This window comes from Oceanimonas sp. GK1, assembly GCF_000243075.1.
GTDB lineage: Bacteria > Pseudomonadota > Gammaproteobacteria > Enterobacterales > Aeromonadaceae > Oceanimonas.
This window is the reverse complement of sequence record NC_016745.1, coordinates 1,990,741-2,007,936: the sequence shown is the minus strand read 5'-3', so window position 1 is coordinate 2,007,936 and position 17,196 is coordinate 1,990,741. Positions and strand designations below refer to the sequence as shown.

Annotated in this window: 17 protein-coding genes; 10 read left to right on the top strand and 7 right to left on the bottom strand. The window is 62.4% G+C overall.

Annotated features, from left to right (window positions below):
- The first annotated feature begins 10 nt into the window (after nt 1-10).
- Nucleotides 11-523, top strand: coding sequence for a DUF2062 domain-containing protein (locus GU3_RS09555; RefSeq protein WP_041543094.1), 513 nt, complete (start codon nt 11-13; stop codon nt 521-523).
- A 26-nt stretch (nt 524-549) separates the two neighbouring features.
- The gene (locus GU3_RS09550; protein ID WP_014292324.1) at nt 550-1,032 is read left to right on the top strand and encodes a DUF2062 domain-containing protein; all 483 of its coding nucleotides are present in this window, start codon (nt 550-552) and stop codon (nt 1,030-1,032) included.
- 121 nt (nt 1,033-1,153) lie between these two features.
- Here the strand turns inward: GU3_RS09550 and lolE are convergent, their stop codons facing one another.
- Genes lolE through GU3_RS09535 form a run of 3 tightly spaced genes read right to left on the bottom strand, consistent with a single transcriptional unit; the run spans nt 1,154 to nt 4,279 of the window.
- A complete protein-coding gene (gene lolE / locus GU3_RS09545; protein WP_014292323.1) occupies nt 1,154-2,395 on the bottom strand; it encodes a lipoprotein-releasing ABC transporter permease subunit LolE in 1,242 nt (413 codons plus the stop codon).
- Nucleotides 2,395-3,075, bottom strand: coding sequence for a lipoprotein-releasing ABC transporter ATP-binding protein LolD (gene lolD / locus GU3_RS09540; RefSeq protein ID WP_041543092.1), 681 nt, complete (start codon nt 3,073-3,075; stop codon nt 2,395-2,397). The genes lolE and lolD overlap by 1 nt, the downstream gene beginning before the upstream one ends.
- The gene (locus GU3_RS09535) at nt 3,068-4,279 is read right to left on the bottom strand and encodes a lipoprotein-releasing ABC transporter permease subunit (RefSeq protein ID WP_014292321.1); all 1,212 of its coding nucleotides are present in this window, start codon (nt 4,277-4,279) and stop codon (nt 3,068-3,070) included. The genes lolD and GU3_RS09535 overlap by 8 nt, the downstream gene beginning before the upstream one ends.
- Before the next feature lie 92 nt (nt 4,280-4,371).
- Between GU3_RS09535 and GU3_RS09530 the strand changes: the two genes are divergently transcribed.
- The 4 genes from GU3_RS09530 to GU3_RS09515 all read left to right on the top strand — a co-directional run bounded on the left by GU3_RS09530 (nt 4,372) and on the right by GU3_RS09515 (nt 11,417).
- Entirely contained in the window at nt 4,372-4,944 is a 573-nt protein-coding gene (locus tag GU3_RS09530) for a PilZ domain-containing protein (protein WP_014292320.1), read from the top strand.
- Nucleotides 4,941-8,378 carry a transcription-repair coupling factor gene (mfd, locus tag GU3_RS09525; RefSeq protein WP_014292319.1) on the top strand — a complete coding sequence of 1,146 codons (3,438 nt, stop codon included), beginning with the start codon at nt 4,941-4,943 and terminating at the stop codon, nt 8,376-8,378. The genes GU3_RS09530 and mfd overlap by 4 nt, the downstream gene beginning before the upstream one ends.
- A gap of 78 nt (nt 8,379-8,456) precedes the next feature.
- The gene (locus GU3_RS09520) at nt 8,457-9,902 is read left to right on the top strand and encodes an FAD-dependent oxidoreductase (RefSeq protein ID WP_014292318.1); all 1,446 of its coding nucleotides are present in this window, start codon (nt 8,457-8,459) and stop codon (nt 9,900-9,902) included.
- 270 nt (nt 9,903-10,172) lie between these two features.
- Nucleotides 10,173-11,417: a DUF3422 domain-containing protein gene (locus GU3_RS09515; RefSeq protein WP_014292317.1), complete on the top strand. Its 1,245-nt coding sequence runs from the start codon at nt 10,173-10,175 to the stop codon at nt 11,415-11,417.
- 116 nt (nt 11,418-11,533) lie between these two features.
- Here GU3_RS09515 and GU3_RS09510 read toward each other — a convergent pair whose 3' ends face one another.
- Nucleotides 11,534-12,172, bottom strand: coding sequence for an START domain-containing protein (locus GU3_RS09510; RefSeq protein ID WP_041543089.1), 639 nt, complete (start codon nt 12,170-12,172; stop codon nt 11,534-11,536).
- Between the two features lie 317 nt (nt 12,173-12,489).
- The gene (locus GU3_RS09505) at nt 12,490-12,684 is read right to left on the bottom strand and encodes a DUF2798 domain-containing protein (RefSeq protein ID WP_083829502.1); all 195 of its coding nucleotides are present in this window, start codon (nt 12,682-12,684) and stop codon (nt 12,490-12,492) included.
- Between the two features lie 306 nt (nt 12,685-12,990).
- On the opposite strand from GU3_RS09505, the gene GU3_RS09500 reads away from it, so the two are divergent.
- On the top strand, nt 12,991-14,121 hold the full coding sequence (locus tag GU3_RS09500; protein WP_014292314.1) for a hypothetical protein: 1,131 nt from the start codon (nt 12,991-12,993) through the stop codon (nt 14,119-14,121).
- On the opposite strand, the gene GU3_RS09495 is transcribed toward GU3_RS09500, so the two are convergent.
- A complete protein-coding gene (locus GU3_RS09495) occupies nt 14,118-14,618 on the bottom strand; it encodes a lactoylglutathione lyase family protein (RefSeq protein ID WP_014292313.1) in 501 nt (166 codons plus the stop codon). The two genes, GU3_RS09500 and GU3_RS09495, sit on opposite strands and share 4 nt — an antisense overlap.
- Nucleotides 14,619-14,713: 95 nt before the next feature.
- On the opposite strand from GU3_RS09495, the gene GU3_RS09490 reads away from it, so the two are divergent.
- Complete coding sequence (locus GU3_RS09490) at nt 14,714-15,604, top strand: LysR family transcriptional regulator (protein WP_014292312.1); 891 nt, start codon at nt 14,714-14,716, stop codon at nt 15,602-15,604.
- Nucleotides 15,601-16,068, top strand: coding sequence for an HIT family protein (locus GU3_RS09485; protein WP_014292311.1), 468 nt, complete (start codon nt 15,601-15,603; stop codon nt 16,066-16,068). Before GU3_RS09490 ends, GU3_RS09485 begins: the two co-directional genes overlap by 4 nt.
- Here the strand turns inward: GU3_RS09485 and GU3_RS09480 are convergent.
- On the bottom strand, nt 16,065-16,340 hold the full coding sequence (locus GU3_RS09480; RefSeq protein WP_014292310.1) for a hypothetical protein: 276 nt from the start codon (nt 16,338-16,340) through the stop codon (nt 16,065-16,067). The genes GU3_RS09485 and GU3_RS09480 overlap by 4 nt on opposite strands.
- A 154-nt stretch (nt 16,341-16,494) precedes the next feature.
- Between GU3_RS09480 and GU3_RS09475 the strand changes: the two genes are divergently transcribed.
- Nucleotides 16,495-17,154 (top strand): NADPH-dependent FMN reductase, encoded by a 660-nt coding sequence (locus GU3_RS09475; protein WP_014292309.1) that lies wholly within the window; start codon nt 16,495-16,497, stop codon nt 17,152-17,154.
- The last annotated feature ends 42 nt before the right edge of the window (nt 17,155-17,196 follow it).

The window sequence follows — 17,196 nt, the reverse complement described above, 5'->3', positions numbered from 1 at the left end:
CCTGGAGCAGATGCCAAGAAAGATCCTGAAACGTCTGATGCCCGAACACGGCACCATCAGAAACCACAAATACCTGAGCCTGTTTGGCAGCCGGCTGCACGACACCAACCTCTGGCATCTGAACCGCCATTCGGCCGCCGGCGCCTTTGCGGTGGGGCTGTTCTGCGCCTGGATGCCGATTCCCTTTCAGATGGTGGCGGCGGCCTTTGGGGCCATGCTGTTCCGGGTCAACCTGCCGCTGTCGGCGGTACTGGTGTGGTTTACCAATCCGCTGACCATGCCGCCCATGTTTTATTTCGCCTACCGGCTGGGCTCCTTTTTGTTGAACCGCCCCCACCATTACACCCATTTTGAAGTCAGCCTGAGCTGGCTGGCAGGGGCCATGAGCACCGCCGGCCCGCCCTTTTTGCTGGGCTGCCTGGTACTGGGGCTGGTCAGTGCCGCCACCGGTTACATGTTTATTCACGGTTTGTGGCGCTGGTCGGTATCGCGCCAGTGGAAACACCGGCGCCGGGGCCGATGATGTTGCGCCAGTGGGTTCGCAGCAGAATGCCCAGTCAGGAGGCCCTGCGCCAGCACAAGGCCCTGCGCCTGTTTGGGGATCGCCTGCTTGATCCGGACTACTGGTTCTGCAACCGCCATTCCGCCGCGGTGGCGGTGGCCGCCGGCCTGTTTGCCGCCTGGCTGCCCCTGCCTCTGCACACCCTGGTGGCCATTGCCCTGGCCCTGCTGATGCGGGGCTACCTGCCACTCGCCATTGCCATGGTGTGGGTTAACAACCCGCTGACCATTGCCCCCATGTTTTATATGGCCTACCAGCTGGGCCTGCTGTTGTTGGGGCATCCGGAAGTGGAATTCAGCGCCGGTTTTTCACTGGAGCAGGAAGCCCTGGCGGTGGCCCTGCCCCTGCTGACCGGCTGCCTGCTGCTGGGGCTGATTTCAGCGGCGCTCGGCTGGCTGCTTACCCGCCTGGGCTGGCGCTGGAAGGTACAGCTGGCGTGGCTGTTGCGGCGCCAGCGGCGTGAGCCGTGATGAGGTGTGAGGTGTGAGGTGTGAGGTGTGAGGTGTGAGGTGTGAGGTGGAGTTTTATAAGTGCCACGTTAACCGGCGCAAGCTGCACCATTTGCTCCTCACCCTTTACTCCTCACCTGAATTACGCCTCACCAAGCAGTTGCCTCGGCAGCAGCCGTCCCGCCCGCCAGGCGGGATAGAGGGTGGCGATAAAGATCAGCACCAGCGCCGAGCCGGTCACCAGCCACAAGTCCGCCCAGTGAAACTCGGTGGGAATAAAGTCGATAAAATACACCTCCGGATTCAGCACCCGGTGGCCGGTCAGCCGTTCATAGCCCGCCACCAGCGCCGACAGCCGGTTGGCCAGCAGCGCCCCCAGCAGCCCGCCCGCCAGCACGCCCACCACGCCATTGAGCATGCCCTGCACCACAAAGGCGCCGCGAATGTGCCAGGGGCCGGCGCCCATGGTCTTGAGAATGGCGATGTCGCCTTTCTTTTCGTTCACCGCCATCACCAGGGTGGAGACGATGTTGAAGCTGGCCACCGCCATCACCAGCAGCAGCACCACTATCATCAGGGTGCGCACCAGCTGAATGTCCCGGTAGATATTGCCCTGGCTGTTCATCCAGCTGGTCACGTAAAAGCCTGCCGGCAGCGGCATGGCCGCATCAAAGCTGATGCGATCGGCGCGCAGCACCTCATCCACCTTTAAGTGAAAGCCCACCACGCTGTCATCAATGCCCCTCAGCGCCTGGGCATCCTGAATATGGGTGTAACCCAGCAGGGTATCGAGCTGGCCGCCCAGGCGCAGCACCCCTACCAGGGTAAAAGCATGGCGGCGGGGCGAGCCAAAGCCCTGTTCATCCGGGGACGGCAACAGCAGCGAGACCGAATCCCCGACCTTGAGCCCCAGCTTGTCGGCAATGGCCTGCCCCAGAATAAGCCCCCGCTCGCCGGGCTTAAGGGCGTCCAGGTTGCCGCCATCGAGATAAGGCCCCAGCGCCGAAATACGCAGCTCCCGCGCCGGATCCACCCCCTGCAGTTGCACCGCCTTCAGCATGCTGCCCTTGCTGAGCAGGCCTTCCAATGGCACAAAGGGGGCCACCGCTTCCACTCCGGGAGCCGCTTCCAGCTGCGTTTGCATGCCCTGCCAGTGGGCCACCGGGCCGTCGGCGGCATAGAGCTGACCGTGAGGCAGCACCGACAAAATGCGGTTTTCCAGCTCCCGCTGAAAGCCGTTCATGGCAGAGAGCCCCAGAATCAGCGCGCTGACGCCAATGGCAATGCCGAGAATGGACGCCACCGAAATAAAGGAGATAAAGCGGTTGCGCCGCTTCGCCCGGCTGAAGCGCCAGCCGAGATAAACCGGTAAGGGCCGAAACATCACTGCTCCTCCAGGTGACCGTCCACCAGCCGGGTCTGGCGGTTCAGCCGCGCCGCCAGGGCCAGATCATGGGTCACCACCACCAGCCCGGTGCCCAGCTCCCGCTGCAATTCCGCCAGCAGTTCAAACACATCGGCGGCGCTGTGGGCATCCAGGTTGCCGGTGGGCTCGTCGGCCAGCACCAGCCGGGGGTTGTTCACCAGCGCCCGGGCAATGGCCACCCGCTGGCGCTCGCCACCGGAGAGCTGGGCGGGTCTGTGGTCCAGCCGGTGCGACAGCCCCACTCGGCCCAGCAGGGCCTCGGCCTGCGCTTGGGCCTCGGCCACCGGTCGGCCGGCGATCAGCAGCGGCATGGCGGCGTTTTCCAGGGCGCTGAACTCCCCCAGCAGGTGGTGAAACTGGTACACAAAGCCCAGTTTCTGGTTGCGAAAGCGGGCCTGGGCGCGGTCGGGCAGGCGGTGCAGATCCTGCCCTTCCACCAGCACCCGGCCGGAGCTGGGGCTGTCCAGGCTGCCCAGCAGGTGCAACAGGGTACTCTTGCCCGAGCCGGAGCTGCCCACCACCGCCAGGCTCTCGCCGGCGTTCAGGCTGAGGCTGACCCCGTGCAAAATACTGACCGAGCGCTCGCCGTCGCGGTGGGTTTTGGTCAGGTTCTCAACCGTCAACAACGGATTACTCATAGCGCAGGGCCTCGGCAGGTTGCACCCGGGACGCCCGCCAGGCCGGATACAGGCTGGCCAGCACGCACAGGGCGAGGGTGGAAAACAAAATGGTCACAAGCTGGGCGGGCAGCAGCAACACCGGCAGCTGACTGCCCCCGGCGGAGGAATAAAAGTTGATGCCAAGGGCATTGAGCACCGCATCCAGGTTAAGCGTCAGCAGCAGCCCCAGGCCAAAGCCCAGCAGGCTGCCCAGCACGCCGCTGAACCCACCTTGAATCATGAACACCGCCATCACGCGATGGCGGCTCAGCCCCAGGGTTTGCAGCATGGCAATTTCGGCTTCCTTGTCGGTCACCACCATCACCATGGCGGACAGAATGTTGAACGCCGCCACCAGAATGATCAGCGCCAGCATCAGGCTCATCAGCCGTTTTTCCATGGCCACCGCCTGAAACAGCTCGCCCCGGCTGTGCTGCCAGCTTTCGTATTTGAGTGTGCCGTCAAGGGCCGGCAATTGCGCCAGCGCAAAGGGATCGGCCAGCCACAGCCGCAGACCCGACGCCTGCCCCGGTGGGTAGCGCAGCAGTCGGCCGGCGTCCTCAATACGCGCCATGGCCACCTGCCGGTCCACGTCCTGGCCGGTGACAAAGGTGCCCACCACGGTAAACAGCCGCTGGCTCGGCACCCGTCCCAGCGGAGTAAAGCGGCTGCCCTCGGTCACCGTCACCCGCACCTTGTCGCCGGGGCCCACTTTCAGCTCCCGGGCCAGCCCCGCTCCCAGCACCAGGCCGTAGGGCAGGTCACGAAAATACCCCAGGGTCTGTTCATCCAGCGCCCCCAGCAGCCGGTCGGCGGGGTTGGCTGGATCCACCCCGTACAGCTCGGCGCCGGTCAGCGCCCCCGGCCCCTGCACCATGGCCTCGGCGCTGATAAAGGGACTGGTGGCCACCACCTCGGGCACGGCGGCAAAGCGTTCTGCCTGTGCCTCGGGGTCGCTCAGGCGGCGGGCGTCGTTGGTGACCAGGGCATGGGGGATCACCCCCAGCAGGTTGGTTTTGAGCTGCTGCTCAAAACCGTTCATCACCGACGACACCAGCATCAGCGCCGCCACCCCCAGCAAAATGCCGATGGTGGAGAAGCCGGAAACAAACGAGGCAAAGCTGCGCCGCCCCCGGGCTCCGGCATAGCGCAGGCCCAGCATCAGCGTCAGGGGTTGAAACATGGCATAATCATCCGTTTTTCAAAGGGTTTTACGTCACCCGCAAGTTGCGGAATAATAAAGGCTTGTGACAGGCGCAACAAGAGCAGCACAGCATGGCAGACCCCTATTTCAGTGTGGAATACAGTGCCCAGGTGAACCTGATCCCCCTTGGTGACGACGAAACCGTGCCCGAGGTAAGCCATCTTGAGGCCGATATTCCGGCGCCATTCCGGCTTATCAGCGAAGTGACCCGCATCGACACCCACCAGGCCCGGCTGCTGCGCAACCTGGACGAACACGCCAGCGACCTGGTGGAGATCATCAACCAGCAGTCCCGCAAAATCGACCTGGTGCTGAGCTTTGTGCTGGCCGGCCAGGACGACCCGGACTGCCGCTACCGTACCCTCACGCTTGGGGGCGGCGGTTTTCAGTTTGAATCGCGACATGCCATGACCGATGGCCAGCGGGTGCGCATCAAGCTGTTTCTGCCCGAGCACTCGGTGGCGGTGTACGGCTATGGCGAGGTGCACGCCGAGCCCGAGACCGGTCACTACCGCTGCGACTTTACCGCCATTCGCGAGCAGGACAGAGACGCCCTGATCCGCGCCAGCCTGCAACAGCAGGCCAGACAACTCAAAGCCCGCGCCGAGCAACGCGCCCAACAGAATGACAAGCCCGCTTCATGATTGAGATTTCAAGCCCCGTTCCCAAGCCCAGGGCCAGCCTGGGCGGCCTGATTGGCAGCAGCCTGGCCCTGGCCATTGCCGGCCAGGTCAAACAGCAACAACAGCGGGTGCTGCTGGTGGTGCCCGACACCCCCACCGCCCTGCGCCTGGAGCAGGAAGTGCGCCACCTGCTGGCCGACGAGGCCCTGCCGGTGCAGCTGCTGCCCGACTGGGAAACCCTGCCTTACGATCAGTTCTCGCCGCACCAGGACATTATCTCCCAGCGGCTGGAAACCCTCTACGGTCTGCCGGCCTTGAGTCGTGGCCTGCTGATCGTACCGGTCACCACGCTCATGTTGCGCACCCCGCCCCGGGACTGGCTGGAGCAAAACAGCCTGTTGCTGAAAGTAGGCGACCGGCTCGATTTGCATCATTTGCGCCAGCGGCTGGAGCAGGCCGGCTACCGCGCCGTGGAGCAGGTGCTGGAGCACGGCGAATTCGCCGCCCGGGGCGCGCTGCTGGATCTGTTCCCCATGGGCGCCGAGGAGCCGGTGCGCATTGACTTTTTCGACGACGAAATCGACACCCTGCGCCCCTTTGACCCGGATACCCAGCGCTCCAAAGACAAGGTGCAGGAAGTGCGGCTGCTGCCGGCCCGGGAGTTCCCCACCGACGGCGCCGCCATTGAGCGTTTTCGTGGCCAGTACCGGGAACGCTTTGCGCTTCGCAACGAGCCGGAATCCCTCTATCACAGAGTGAGTCAGGGCCAGCTGCCGCCGGGCATTGAATATTACTTTCCGCTGTTTTTCGAACAGACCCAGACCTTGTTCGACACCCTGCCCGAGACCCTGCTGGTGCTGGCGGTGGGCGAAGTGGAGCCGGCGGCGCAAACCTTCTGGCGGGAGGTGAACGAACGTTATGAAGACCGCCGCCACGATTTGCTGCGCCCGCTGCTGCCCCCCGACGAGCTGTATTTAAAGCCCGACGCCCTGCTGCACCAGCTTAACCGCTGGCCAAGACTGCAACTGAGCCAGGCCCCGGTGCTGGAAAAGGGCGAGCGCGTTAACGCCCCGGTGCGCGCCCTGCCGGAGCTTGAGGTAGAGCACCAGAAAACCGAGCCGCTGACCCGGCTACTTACGTTTTGCGAGCAGTTCCCCGGCCATATTCTGTTTTCGGTGGAAAGCGCCGGCCGGCGCGAAGCACTGACCGAGCTGCTGGCGGGCTCCCCCCTGCGGCTCACCCCGGTGGACAGCCTGACTCAGTTTGCCACCGGCAGCGACAAAACCGGCCTGCTGGTGGGCCCGCTGGCGCAAGGTTTTGTGCTGGGCGACGAATTTGCCCTGATCTGCGAAGGCGATCTGCTCGGCGGCCGGGTGATCCAGCGCCGGCGGCGGGAAAAGTCCGCCGCCCTCAGCCCGGATACCCTCATTCGCAACCTTGCGGAGCTGTCCATCGGCCAGCCGGTGGTGCATCTGGATCACGGCGTGGGCCGCTACCTGGGCCTGCAGGCCTTGAACGCCGGCGGCATGAAGTCGGAATACCTGACCCTGGAATACGCCGGCGGCGACAAGCTCTATGTGCCGGTCACCGCCCTGCACCTGGTAGGCCGCTACAGCGGTGCCGACGACCCTACCCTCAACCGGCTTGGCAACGACGCCTGGGCCAAAGCCAAGCGCAAGGCCGCCGAAAAGGTGCGGGACGTGGCCGCCGAGTTGCTGGATGTGTACGCCCGCCGGGCCGCCCAGCCGGGCCAGGCCATTGCCCACGACAAGGCGGCCTATCGCCAGTTCTGCGATGCCTTCCCCTTTGAGGAAACCGACGATCAGCTGAAAGCCATCAACGCCGTGCTTACCGACATGACTCAAGCCCGGGCCATGGACCGGCTGGTGTGCGGCGACGTGGGTTTTGGCAAGACCGAAGTGGCCATGCGCGCCGCCTTTGTGGCGGTGCACGGCGGCAAACAGGTGGCAGTGCTGGTGCCCACCACCCTGCTGGCCCAGCAGCATTACGACAACTTCCGCGACCGCTTCGCCAACTGGCCGGTAAAAGTCGAGCTCATCAGCCGGTTCAAGACCGGCAAGGAGCAGGATAAAGCGCTGGTTGGGCTGGAAGACGGCAGCATCGACATCGTGATCGGCACCCATAAACTGCTGAGCCAGGACGTGCGCTTTAAAGATCTCGGCCTGCTGATCGTGGACGAGGAGCACCGCTTTGGCGTGCGCCAGAAGGACAAGATCAAGGCGCTGCGCGCCGACGTGGACATTCTGACCCTCACCGCCACCCCCATTCCCCGCACCCTGAACATGGCCATGGGCGGCATGCGTGACCTGTCCATTATTGCCACGCCGCCGGCCAAGCGGCTGGCAGTGAAGACCTTTGTGCGCGAGTCGGATCCCACCGTGATCCGCGAGGCGATTTTGCGGGAGCTCAAACGCGGCGGCCAGGTCTACTACCTGCACAACGAGGTGCAGACCATTGAAAACAGCCTGGACGCCCTGCGCACCCTGGTGCCCGAGGCCCGCATCGGTATTGCCCACGGCCAGATGCGCGAGCGGGAGCTGGAGCGGGTGATGTCGGACTTCTACCACCAGCGCTTCAACGTGCTGCTGTGCTCCACCATCATCGAGACCGGCATCGACGTGCCCACCGCCAACACCATCATCATGGACCGGGCCGACAAGCTGGGCCTGGCCCAGCTGCACCAGTTGCGCGGCCGGGTGGGTCGCTCCCACCATCAGGCCTACGCCTATCTGCTCACCCCCCACCCCAAGCGCATGACCACCGACGCTAAAAAGCGGCTGGAGGCCATTGCCGCCCTGGAGGATCTGGGTGCCGGCTTTGCCCTGGCCACCCATGATCTGGAAATTCGTGGCGCCGGCGAGCTGCTCGGCGACGAGCAGAGCGGCCAGATCACCGCCATCGGCTTCAGTCTTTATATGGAGATGCTGGAGCAGGCGGTGAAGGCGCTGCAGTCGGGCAAGGAGCCGGCGCTCGACAAACTGCTCGCCAGCCAGACCGAGATTGAACTGCGCCTGCCGGCCCTGCTGCCCGATGACTACATTCCCGACGTCAACATGCGCCTGTCCATGTACAAGCGCATTGCCGCCGCCGACAACGACGCCGCCCTGCGCGAGCTGCAGGTGGAGCTAATTGACCGCTTTGGCCTGCTGCCGGAGCCGGGCAAAAACCTGATCGCGCTGTCCGGCCTCAAGGCCCGGGCCAGTGCCCTTGGCATTGAGAAAATCGACGCCGGCCCGCAAGGGGGCACCATCACCTTTGGTCAGGATGCCAAAGTGGATCCCGGCTATCTGGTGGGCCTGTTGCAAAGTCAGCCCCGCATCTACAAAATGGAGGGCCCCACCAAACTGCGCTTTGCCATTCCAAGTAACGATGCCAAGGCCCGGCTGGCACTGGTGGGCGACATGCTCAATGAATTTGCCGCGCATCAGGCCTGATGCGCCCTCCCACGGACGGGATTCAGCACAACCGCGCCGGCAGCACCGGCGCCACCCCCTTATCCTGACCGAGACGTAATGAACACAACATCTTGTGCCGCTTATGCCCAGCGTCCGCTGCGGGTGGGTATTCTGGGAGGCGGTATTGCCGGCGCCACCGTGGCGCTGCGCCTCACCGACATGGGCATTCACACCCTGCTGCTGGAAAGCAGCACCGGGCTGGTCAACGGCCCGCCTATCTGCCATTTGCATGCAGGCGGCAACCTTTACCGGGAGATCAGCGACGAGCAGTGTCTGACCCTGCTGCGTCAGTCCATTGCCTCGGTGCGGGCCTACCCCCACAGCATTAACCGCCGCCCCACCGTCATTGCGGTGCCGGTCACCGACGCCGGCGATCCAGAAGCGTTATTGCCCCGGCTGCGCCAGGTGGCACGGGAATACCGGCTGCTGGTGGACGAAGACCCGGCCAACCGAGTGCTGGGCGAGCCGGACGATTACTACCGCTGCTATGAGCGCGAAGAATTTGAGGCTCTGGCCAAGCGGCCACTGCCCGAACACGCCGAGACCCACGACGACTGGATGATCCCCCTGGCCCGCCAGCTGGATGCCGGCAGGCTGAAGTTTCCGCTGATCCTGGTGCAGGAATACGGCTGGAGCCTGTTCCGCATGGCCGCCACCGCCACCCTGGCGTTAAGCCATTCGCCGCTGTGCGATCTGCGCCTGAACACCCGCGCCACTCACCTGGAGCAGCACGAATGCAGCTGGCGAGTGCAAAGCGTGGGCCCCGGCGGCGAGCGGGTGGATGAAGTGGATTTTCTGGTGAACGCCTGCGGCTTTCGCACCGGCCTGGTGGACGACATGGCCGGCTACCGCCGCCAGCGGCTGGTGGAATACAAGGCCGCCTACCTGGCGCGCTGGCCCGGCCATGCCGGCTGGCCCGAGGTGATCTTTCACGGCGAGCGCGGCACCCCGCAAGGCATGGCCCAGCTGACCCCCTACCCCGGCGGCCTGTTTCAGCTGCACGGCATGACCGACGCCATCACCCTGTTCAAGGACGGCCTGGTGGCAAGCTGTGAACGCAGCGCCCAGCCCCGCCTGCCTGAAGCCTATCGCCAGCAGCTGGATAACGGCTGGAGCCGGGACGACGCCGAGGCCCGCACCCAACGGGCCATTGACCACCTGGCCCGGCTGCTGCCGGACTTTGCCCGCGCCACCCCCGCCGGCAAGCCGCTGTTTGGCGCCCAGCAAATTCCGGGCAGCGACCCGAAACTGCGGGCCGCCGATGTGTCGTTTGAAGGGCACCATTACGCCCGGGTGGAAATCGTCAAGGCCAGCTCAGCACTGACCGCCGCCGACCGTATTGTGGCCCGACTCACCGAGCTGGGCTGGCTGACCAGCACGGGGCCGCTTTCCCCCGACCTGACGCTGAGCCAACAGCAAAGCGCCACCGAGGTGGAGCGCACCGCCATTATGCTGGCCGACGCCCGCGGCTACCCTCGGGAGCTGGCGGAAAACGGCTGGTAAACACGGAGACGTGGGAGTAAGGACTTAAAACAACCGTCATGCCGGCCTGTGAGCCGGCATCTGCTCCCGCCCCTTCATCGGTCGCTCCTCCTAAGGCGGGAGCCCAAGGCCACAACCCCGTCATCCGCGGAGCAGCGCCCGGCTCGCAGGCCACAACGGCAGGAACGAGAGTCCATTTCACCGGCGCCTTCTCCTCAAAAAACAGGAGCCAGCTCACAAAAATCTGCTAAATTACCGGGCTTTCGACTGACAGCAAGTAAAGGAGTATTCATGCGCAGTCACCCCTTGCGTGAGCAGATCATTGCAGAGGTTCATGCACGGCCGTTTCAGATGCTGCAGGGGCCCCTGGGCATGCGTCATATTGCGGTCACTTACGACGGCACCCCGCTCAGTGAGGTGCGTGGAAGCCTGGCCCGGCTGAGCAGCATGCTGGAGCTTACCGAAACCATCAGCAAGCCCCGCTTCTGGCAGGGCGAAAACGCGCGCCTGACCCTGCGCTTTGAGGCCCATCACGAGTTCTATACCCTGACGCTGACGGCCCTGAATCAGCTGGAACTGCCCGAACTGCCGCAAGCCTGGCTGGACACCGCCCCGGGCAGCTTTCTCTGTGGAGCCGAAATCCTGTTTCGCGATCATCAACCCGAGGCCGATGAACACGCCTGGCTGGAGCCGCACTTTGGCGACAATCAGGTCAACAGCTCGCTGGTGATGTCGGAAGTGGGCCAGCTGTGGACCGACTTTTACCCCCGGGAAGACAGCGGCCTCGTGCGGGTGCTGGTGGAGGACCGCGGCCTGCAGCTGCGCCAGGCCGGCCGTCTGCTGCAACGCATCTGCGAAATAGAAACCTACCGCCATGTGGCGCTGCTGGCGCTCCCCCTGGCCAACGAGGTGGTGCCGGTGATCAACCAACTGGAAACCGAGCTGGTGGAGCTCTCGACCCGGGTGGCGTCGGAAGAGCCTTCAATACTGCTGCACCAGCTGATGAGCCTGGCGGAGCGGCTGGAAGCCTTGTCGGCACAAACCTCCAACCGCTTCTCGGCAGCAGACGCCTACTTTGCCCTGGTGAATAAACGCATTGCCGAGCTCAGGGAAACCCGCATTGAAGGCCGCCAGACCGTAGAGCAGTTTATGGACCGCCGGCTGGACCCGGCCACCCGCACCTGCCGCACCGCCGGCCAGCGCATCGAGCAGCTCTCTCGCCGGCTGGCCCGCACCACCCAGCTGGTGCGCTCCCAGGTGGACTTGTCGGTAGAGCAGCAAAACCGCGACATGCTCAGCACCTTGAGCAAACGGGCCGGTGAACAACTGCGGCTGCAGGCCAAGCTGGAAAGCTTTTCCATTATCGTGGTCACCTACTACGCCTTTGACCTGATCGACCGCACCCTGCGTAACCTGGTGGCCAACGAAGAGTACCGCCACCTGCTGGAAGCGGGCCTGAGCATCTCGGTGCCCTTTATCGCCCTGGTGCTGTGGCTCTATATTCGCCGCCTGCTGCGCGGCGTGGGCGAAGACTAACAACTCCGTCATGCCGGCCTCTGAGCCGGCATCTTTCCACCTACAACACCCAACCGCTCACAAAATCACCAACCAAGCGACTTGCATCTCACTTCCCCCTTTTTGCAATTGCCCTATCACTCTCTCACTTGTGAATGTACCCGGTTCTGATACTCGGGCAACTGCTCTCTTAACCCCTGAAAGGTGTTGAATGCACTCGACACCGAGAGCTGGTTGGCCATCCAGCCAGGTAAGTTGCCACCAGGATCGGCAAACGCGATATATTCGATATGAGTCAGGCCATTGGTGAGTTTTGCCAGTGTCCAGGTGGCCTTAACGGCTTTTATTCGAATATACCCTGGTTGCGGTGGATAGGCATCCGGGGCATCTTCAATGGTCAACACCAGGGCTCCCGGCGGTTGGTCAAACCGGGAATAGGTGACCATATCCCGGTCCTGTACCGGCCAGGGTGCACGAAAACGGGTGTAAACAATATTTTCATTGGGCGAAAGCTGTTTCAGTACCCGGCTTGAAGAGACATTATCTATCCAGTTAGGCAGATTTTGGCTGTCTTCCAGTAGTGCCATAAAGGCCGCATAGCGGGTCACTACCAACATACGGGCTCGGATCTCCACCAAGCCATGCTGATGGTGCCGGGTATGAATGGTAATGCCGTCCTGGTTTTTTGCCATTTCCCAACGCGGTGGCCGTGAGCTGTCTGCAACACTCGAAAAAGCCGCAAACAGAGAAAGCATCAGTAACCAGCGTGCCAACATCATTCTCCCTTATTACGAAGCAGGTCGGTGAGCGGCCCTGTCTCTGCTTAGCTTAGGGGGAAAGCAAGGCGATATACCAGCTTATGGAGACGTTAACCCAACGCTACTGTCTTGACAGAGAAACAGGGAATAACCATTTCATTCTCAGGCGCTGCATGACGACCTTGCCCGCCAGCAGTAACGCTGGCCCGACCGGCTGGTGGTAAACCGCCGACCTTTGGACGGTACCCGGCGTTCCGGGTGCCAAAGGTGGTCCAGCCGGCTCCGTCGTAACACGTCATGAGCCCGGCTTGATGCAGCAAGTATTCTTTTTCCGTTCAATGGTCATTTGGCCGCTGCACTGTCATCTCCACCAGTTTGAACACCAGCGGCCGTACCGTCAGCACACACACAAAGGCTACCGGCATGGCCACCTTGTAGGCATTCAGGGCGGCCAGAACATATCCTTCCGTGATCCCCTGGTTCATGGCCGTAATCACAAAGCTCATTAGCAGAGCCATGATCCCTGCCATGTAAAACGCGAAAGCCACACCAAAAAAGCGGCGGGGCAACTTGCGGGTTGATTTTACTGCTTGCACAACAACACTCCTTAACGCCTCTGAAGGGACCGACCGCCCTCTGGCGGCCGTTTGCCGTGAGGTTTAGCATTTGTCTGGCATCATTCGTCATGAGTTCAAGTGACGAATTGCAGCGCAAGGTGCAGTATGCCATGTCCCGGCTCAAAGGTGCCGAGGGTTTTTCACTGCTGGATGATGGCTCACTGACAGCGCCACTTCGAGTAAGATGTGGATCGCTTCTTTGTTGATCCTGGTAAAACCATGTTCAAGCTTCTGGCAAAACTGGTGTTGTTGATGCTGGCCTGTGTATCCGCCGCCGTGCTGCTGCAGCACACCACGCTGTCGGCGCTGGCACTGAGCCGCGTCGATCCCCTGCCCCACACTCAGCAGCTGCTGGCCGAGCAGCGCTATGCCGAGGCGAATGAGTATCTCGGCTTTTTTATGGAATACGACTATGTGCGGTCGAACCCGCAGGCCCAGGCGCTGCATGAGGATATTGCCCACCAGCGGCAAAGCTGGCGTTATCAGTTTGAAAAGCTGAGCGAAGGACTGGTGCTGGGCACCAGCGACGAGGCCATTGGCATGACGGCGGCGGTGGCCACCGACTTTCTGGTGATCGGCGACATTCGGGATCTCACGCGTCAGGGCATGCACTATGCCCGGGGCGAAGAGGTGGACGAAGTGCTGGTGGCGCTGTCCACCCTGGGGCTGGTGGCCACCACGGCCCAGCTGGCGGGGGGTGCCGGCACCCTGGCCACCGCCGGTGCCGCCGCGCCGGCAACTGCAGGGGCCACCCTGGCCAAGAGCGGCATTGTGGCGCTGAAAACCGCCCGCCGGCTGGGCACCCTGCCGCCCTGGCTGGGCAAAACCCTGGTGCGGACGGCCAAATCGGCCAAGCAGTCCAAAAGCTTAAGCAAGCTGAACGAGGTGTTTGCCAATGTCACCACCCTGGCGCGCACCCGCGGCGGCCTTCGGCTGATGGCGAAAACCCGCAACGCCGACGAGCTGGTGGCCATGGCCCGCTTCGCCCGCACCTTTGGCGATCACAGCCGGCCCCTTTACCGGCTGGGTGGCAGCCTGGCCGTGAGCCTTTCCGGCACCATGGGCAAGGAAACCATCAAGCTGGCCGCCACCTTTGGCAAGGGCGGGCTCAGGTTGCTGAACCAGGTTGGCGCCGTCAAGTTCACCAAAATCGCCAGCCGCAGCGCCAAGATGGCCTATAAGGGCGAGATTTTTCGCCTGCTCGCACGGGCGCTGTTTCAGTTGCCACCCTGGCTGTTGTATGTATTGATGCTGCCGGGCTTGCTGATCTGCATTCCCTGGCGGTGGCTGCTCGGCCATCGCCGAAAACACCTTGCAGGCCGGCACGAATACCCCGGCCTGCAAGATTAGTAAGCCCCTGCGCTATAGATCAGCTCATAGCTGTGGCTGTAGATCTCCACGATGTTGCCAAACGGGTCTTCCATATAGATCATGCGGTAGGGCTTTTTGCCTAGATAGTAGTAACGCGGTTTTTCCATGCGCGCCTTGCCGCCGGCGGCCACAATGCGCTCGGCCAGGCCTTCCACGTCCGGATCCTGCACGCAAAAGTGAAACACCCCGGTTTTCCAGTATTCAAAGTTGTTATCGGGGTTTTGCTGATCGCGAAACTGGAACAGCTCCACGCCGATACGATCACCGGTAGACAGGTGGGCAATGCGAAAGCTGCCCCAGCCGGCGCCGAATACGTCGGTGCACATTTCGCCGATGGCGCTGTCGTCCTCGGTGATTTCAGTGGGCTTCATGATCAAATACCAGCCCATGACCTGGGTGTAGAACTCCACCGCCTTGTCGAGATCCGGCACCGAAATGCCAATGTGGGAGAAGTTTCTCGGATAGACCTTGCTCATAACACTCACCTTCGTTGTTGTGGTTGAGGTGAGCTTACGCAAGTGCTTTAATCATTAAAAATTATCATTCTTCATAATTATGAGTATGTTTTTTAATGATTAACCCGGTGTGGCTACGCAGCTTTTGCACCCTGGTGGAAGTGGGCCATTTCACCCGCACCGCCGAGCGGCTGCACATGACCCAGTCGGGGGTCAGCCAGCATGTGCGCAAGCTGGAGGAGCATTTCGGTGTGGCGCTGCTGGTCCGCCAGGGCAAGGGGGTTACTCTCACCGATGCCGGCGAACGGCTGTTTGCCGAGGCCAGGGATATTTTGCAGTCGTTGTCGGGTCTGGAGCAGCGGGTGGGACAGGACGATCCCTTTACGGGGCAGGTACGGGTAATGTCGCCGGGCAGCGTGGGCCTCAAGCTGTATCCGCAACTGCTGGCCTTGCAGTGCCAGCATGCCGGACTCATCATCGACTATCGCTTTGCCCCCAACGCCAGTGTGGAGCAGGCGGTGGCCGGCAACTCGGTGGAGCTGGGGCTGATGACCCGGCCGTCCGGCCATGAGGCGGTGCAGTGCCGGGCCATGGCCGAAGAGGCGCTGCTGCTGGTGACCCCTGCCACCATGACTGAGCCGGACTGGCTCACTTTGCTGACACTGGGCTTTATTGATCATCCGGACGGCAGCCACCACGCCGGCCTGCTGCTGGGTGCCAACTTTGCCGAGTTTGAGCATGTAAGCCAGTTTGCCTGCACCGGTTTTTCTAATCAGATCGGCCTGATTCTGGCGCCGGTGAGCCTGGGACTGGGCTTTACCGTGCTGCCGGCCCATGCGGTGGCGGCCTTTCCTCAGCCGGAACTCATTCGCGCCCATGCCCTGCCCCACCCGATCAGTGAAACCATTTATGCGGCCACCCATCGTCACAAACCGGTGCCCAGCCGGGTTAACACCGTGCTGGGCGTGGCCAAAACTTCATTAACGCAACCAAGGAAGCAATCATGAGCTGCATTTTCTGTGACATCGTGGCGGGCAGAGCGCCCTGCCACAAGGTATGGGAAGACGAGGAACACCTGGCGTTTCTGTCCATTTTTCCCAACACCAGGGGCTTTACCGTGGTGATCCCAAAAGCGCACCACCCCAGCTATGCCTTTGACGCCCCGGACGCAGTGCTGAGCAAGCTCATCATTGCCACCAAGCGAGTAGCGCGGCTGCTGGATCAGTCCTTTGACGACGTGGCCCGCACCGGCCTGTTTTTTGAGGGTTACGGCGTGGATCACCTGCACAGCAAGCTGTTCCCCATGCACGGCACCGGCAACAACTCGGCGTTTCAGGCCATTGAGTCGGTACGGGAAAAGTATTTCGATCGCTACGAGGGCTATTTGTCGTCCCACGACAGCCACCGCGCCGACGACGCCGAGCTGGCCGCCCTGGCGGCGCATATTCGCCGTGTGGCGGAGCAAGATTAAAGGATTTGGTTACGCACCAGGCCGCGCTTCACACTTTGGCACAGCTTGCCGAAACGGCGGATGTCATCAAAGTGGGGCGGTATGCCCCGCCTGACCTGGTGCTCCCAATAGCTGAGCTCGGCATCAAGCAACTCCATCAGCTTTTTGGGGCAGCCAATGCAGTTGTTGCCGGTGCCGCACACAAAGGTGTCGGACTCGTAAAGGGGAAAAGTGGCCTTGGCCTGGGCGATAAGCTCCCCCATGGCGGTGAGCCGGTCGGGTTTGTGAGACATAATGCGCTCCTGCCGCCAAACCGTGCGGCAACAGATAAACTCAAACCTCGTCAGCATACGCCCGGCAGCGCCGTGCATTCTGATCTGGGTCAAAACCACTGATTGATTACCGGCAGCAGCCCGCTGCAGCTTGTCCGTTAAGGAGCATTCGTCAATGAAATTACTGGTTTTTCTGGGTACCGTCCGGGACAGCACACCACCCCGGCCGGCCCGTTTGGGGGTTCGTGTGGCAAAAGCCTGCCTGGCCTGCCTGCACGAGCGCTTTGCTGAGCATGAAATAGAGTTGATCGATGCGCTGGACTACCCGCTGGAGCCGGTTTTCAAGCCGCATTTTGCCTATGCCGGTGGCAAGGCGCCGGCCGCCCTCGACAGGCTGGCAGAAAAGATCGCCTCATCCGACGGTTTCATCATGATCAGCCCGGAATACAACCATTCCATGAGCCCGGCGCTGGCCAACCTGCTGAACCATTTCGGCAGTTCGCTGTTTTCCTACAAGCCGAGTGCCATTGTGACCTACTCGGCGGGGCAATGGGGCGGCATGCGGGCTGCCATTGGCATGCGTACCTTTCTTTCCGAGCTGGGCTGCCTGCCGGTTTCCGCCATGATCCATGTGCCCAGAGCACAGGAGGTATTCGAGACGGACGGCTCGGTGCAGGCAGGAGAGGATCAGGCTGCCTGGTTTGATTATTTCGGTCGCAGTTTCAGTCAGCTGCTCTGGTGGGCCCAGGCCGCCAGCGAACACCGCCGGCAGCGTGATCCCCACGCGCTGATCAAAAGCTTTAACCGGGATCCATCCCAGCGCAATGCGCCATAACGGCTGATCTGCATCAATCCGGCGTCGCCTGCGGTGTACTAG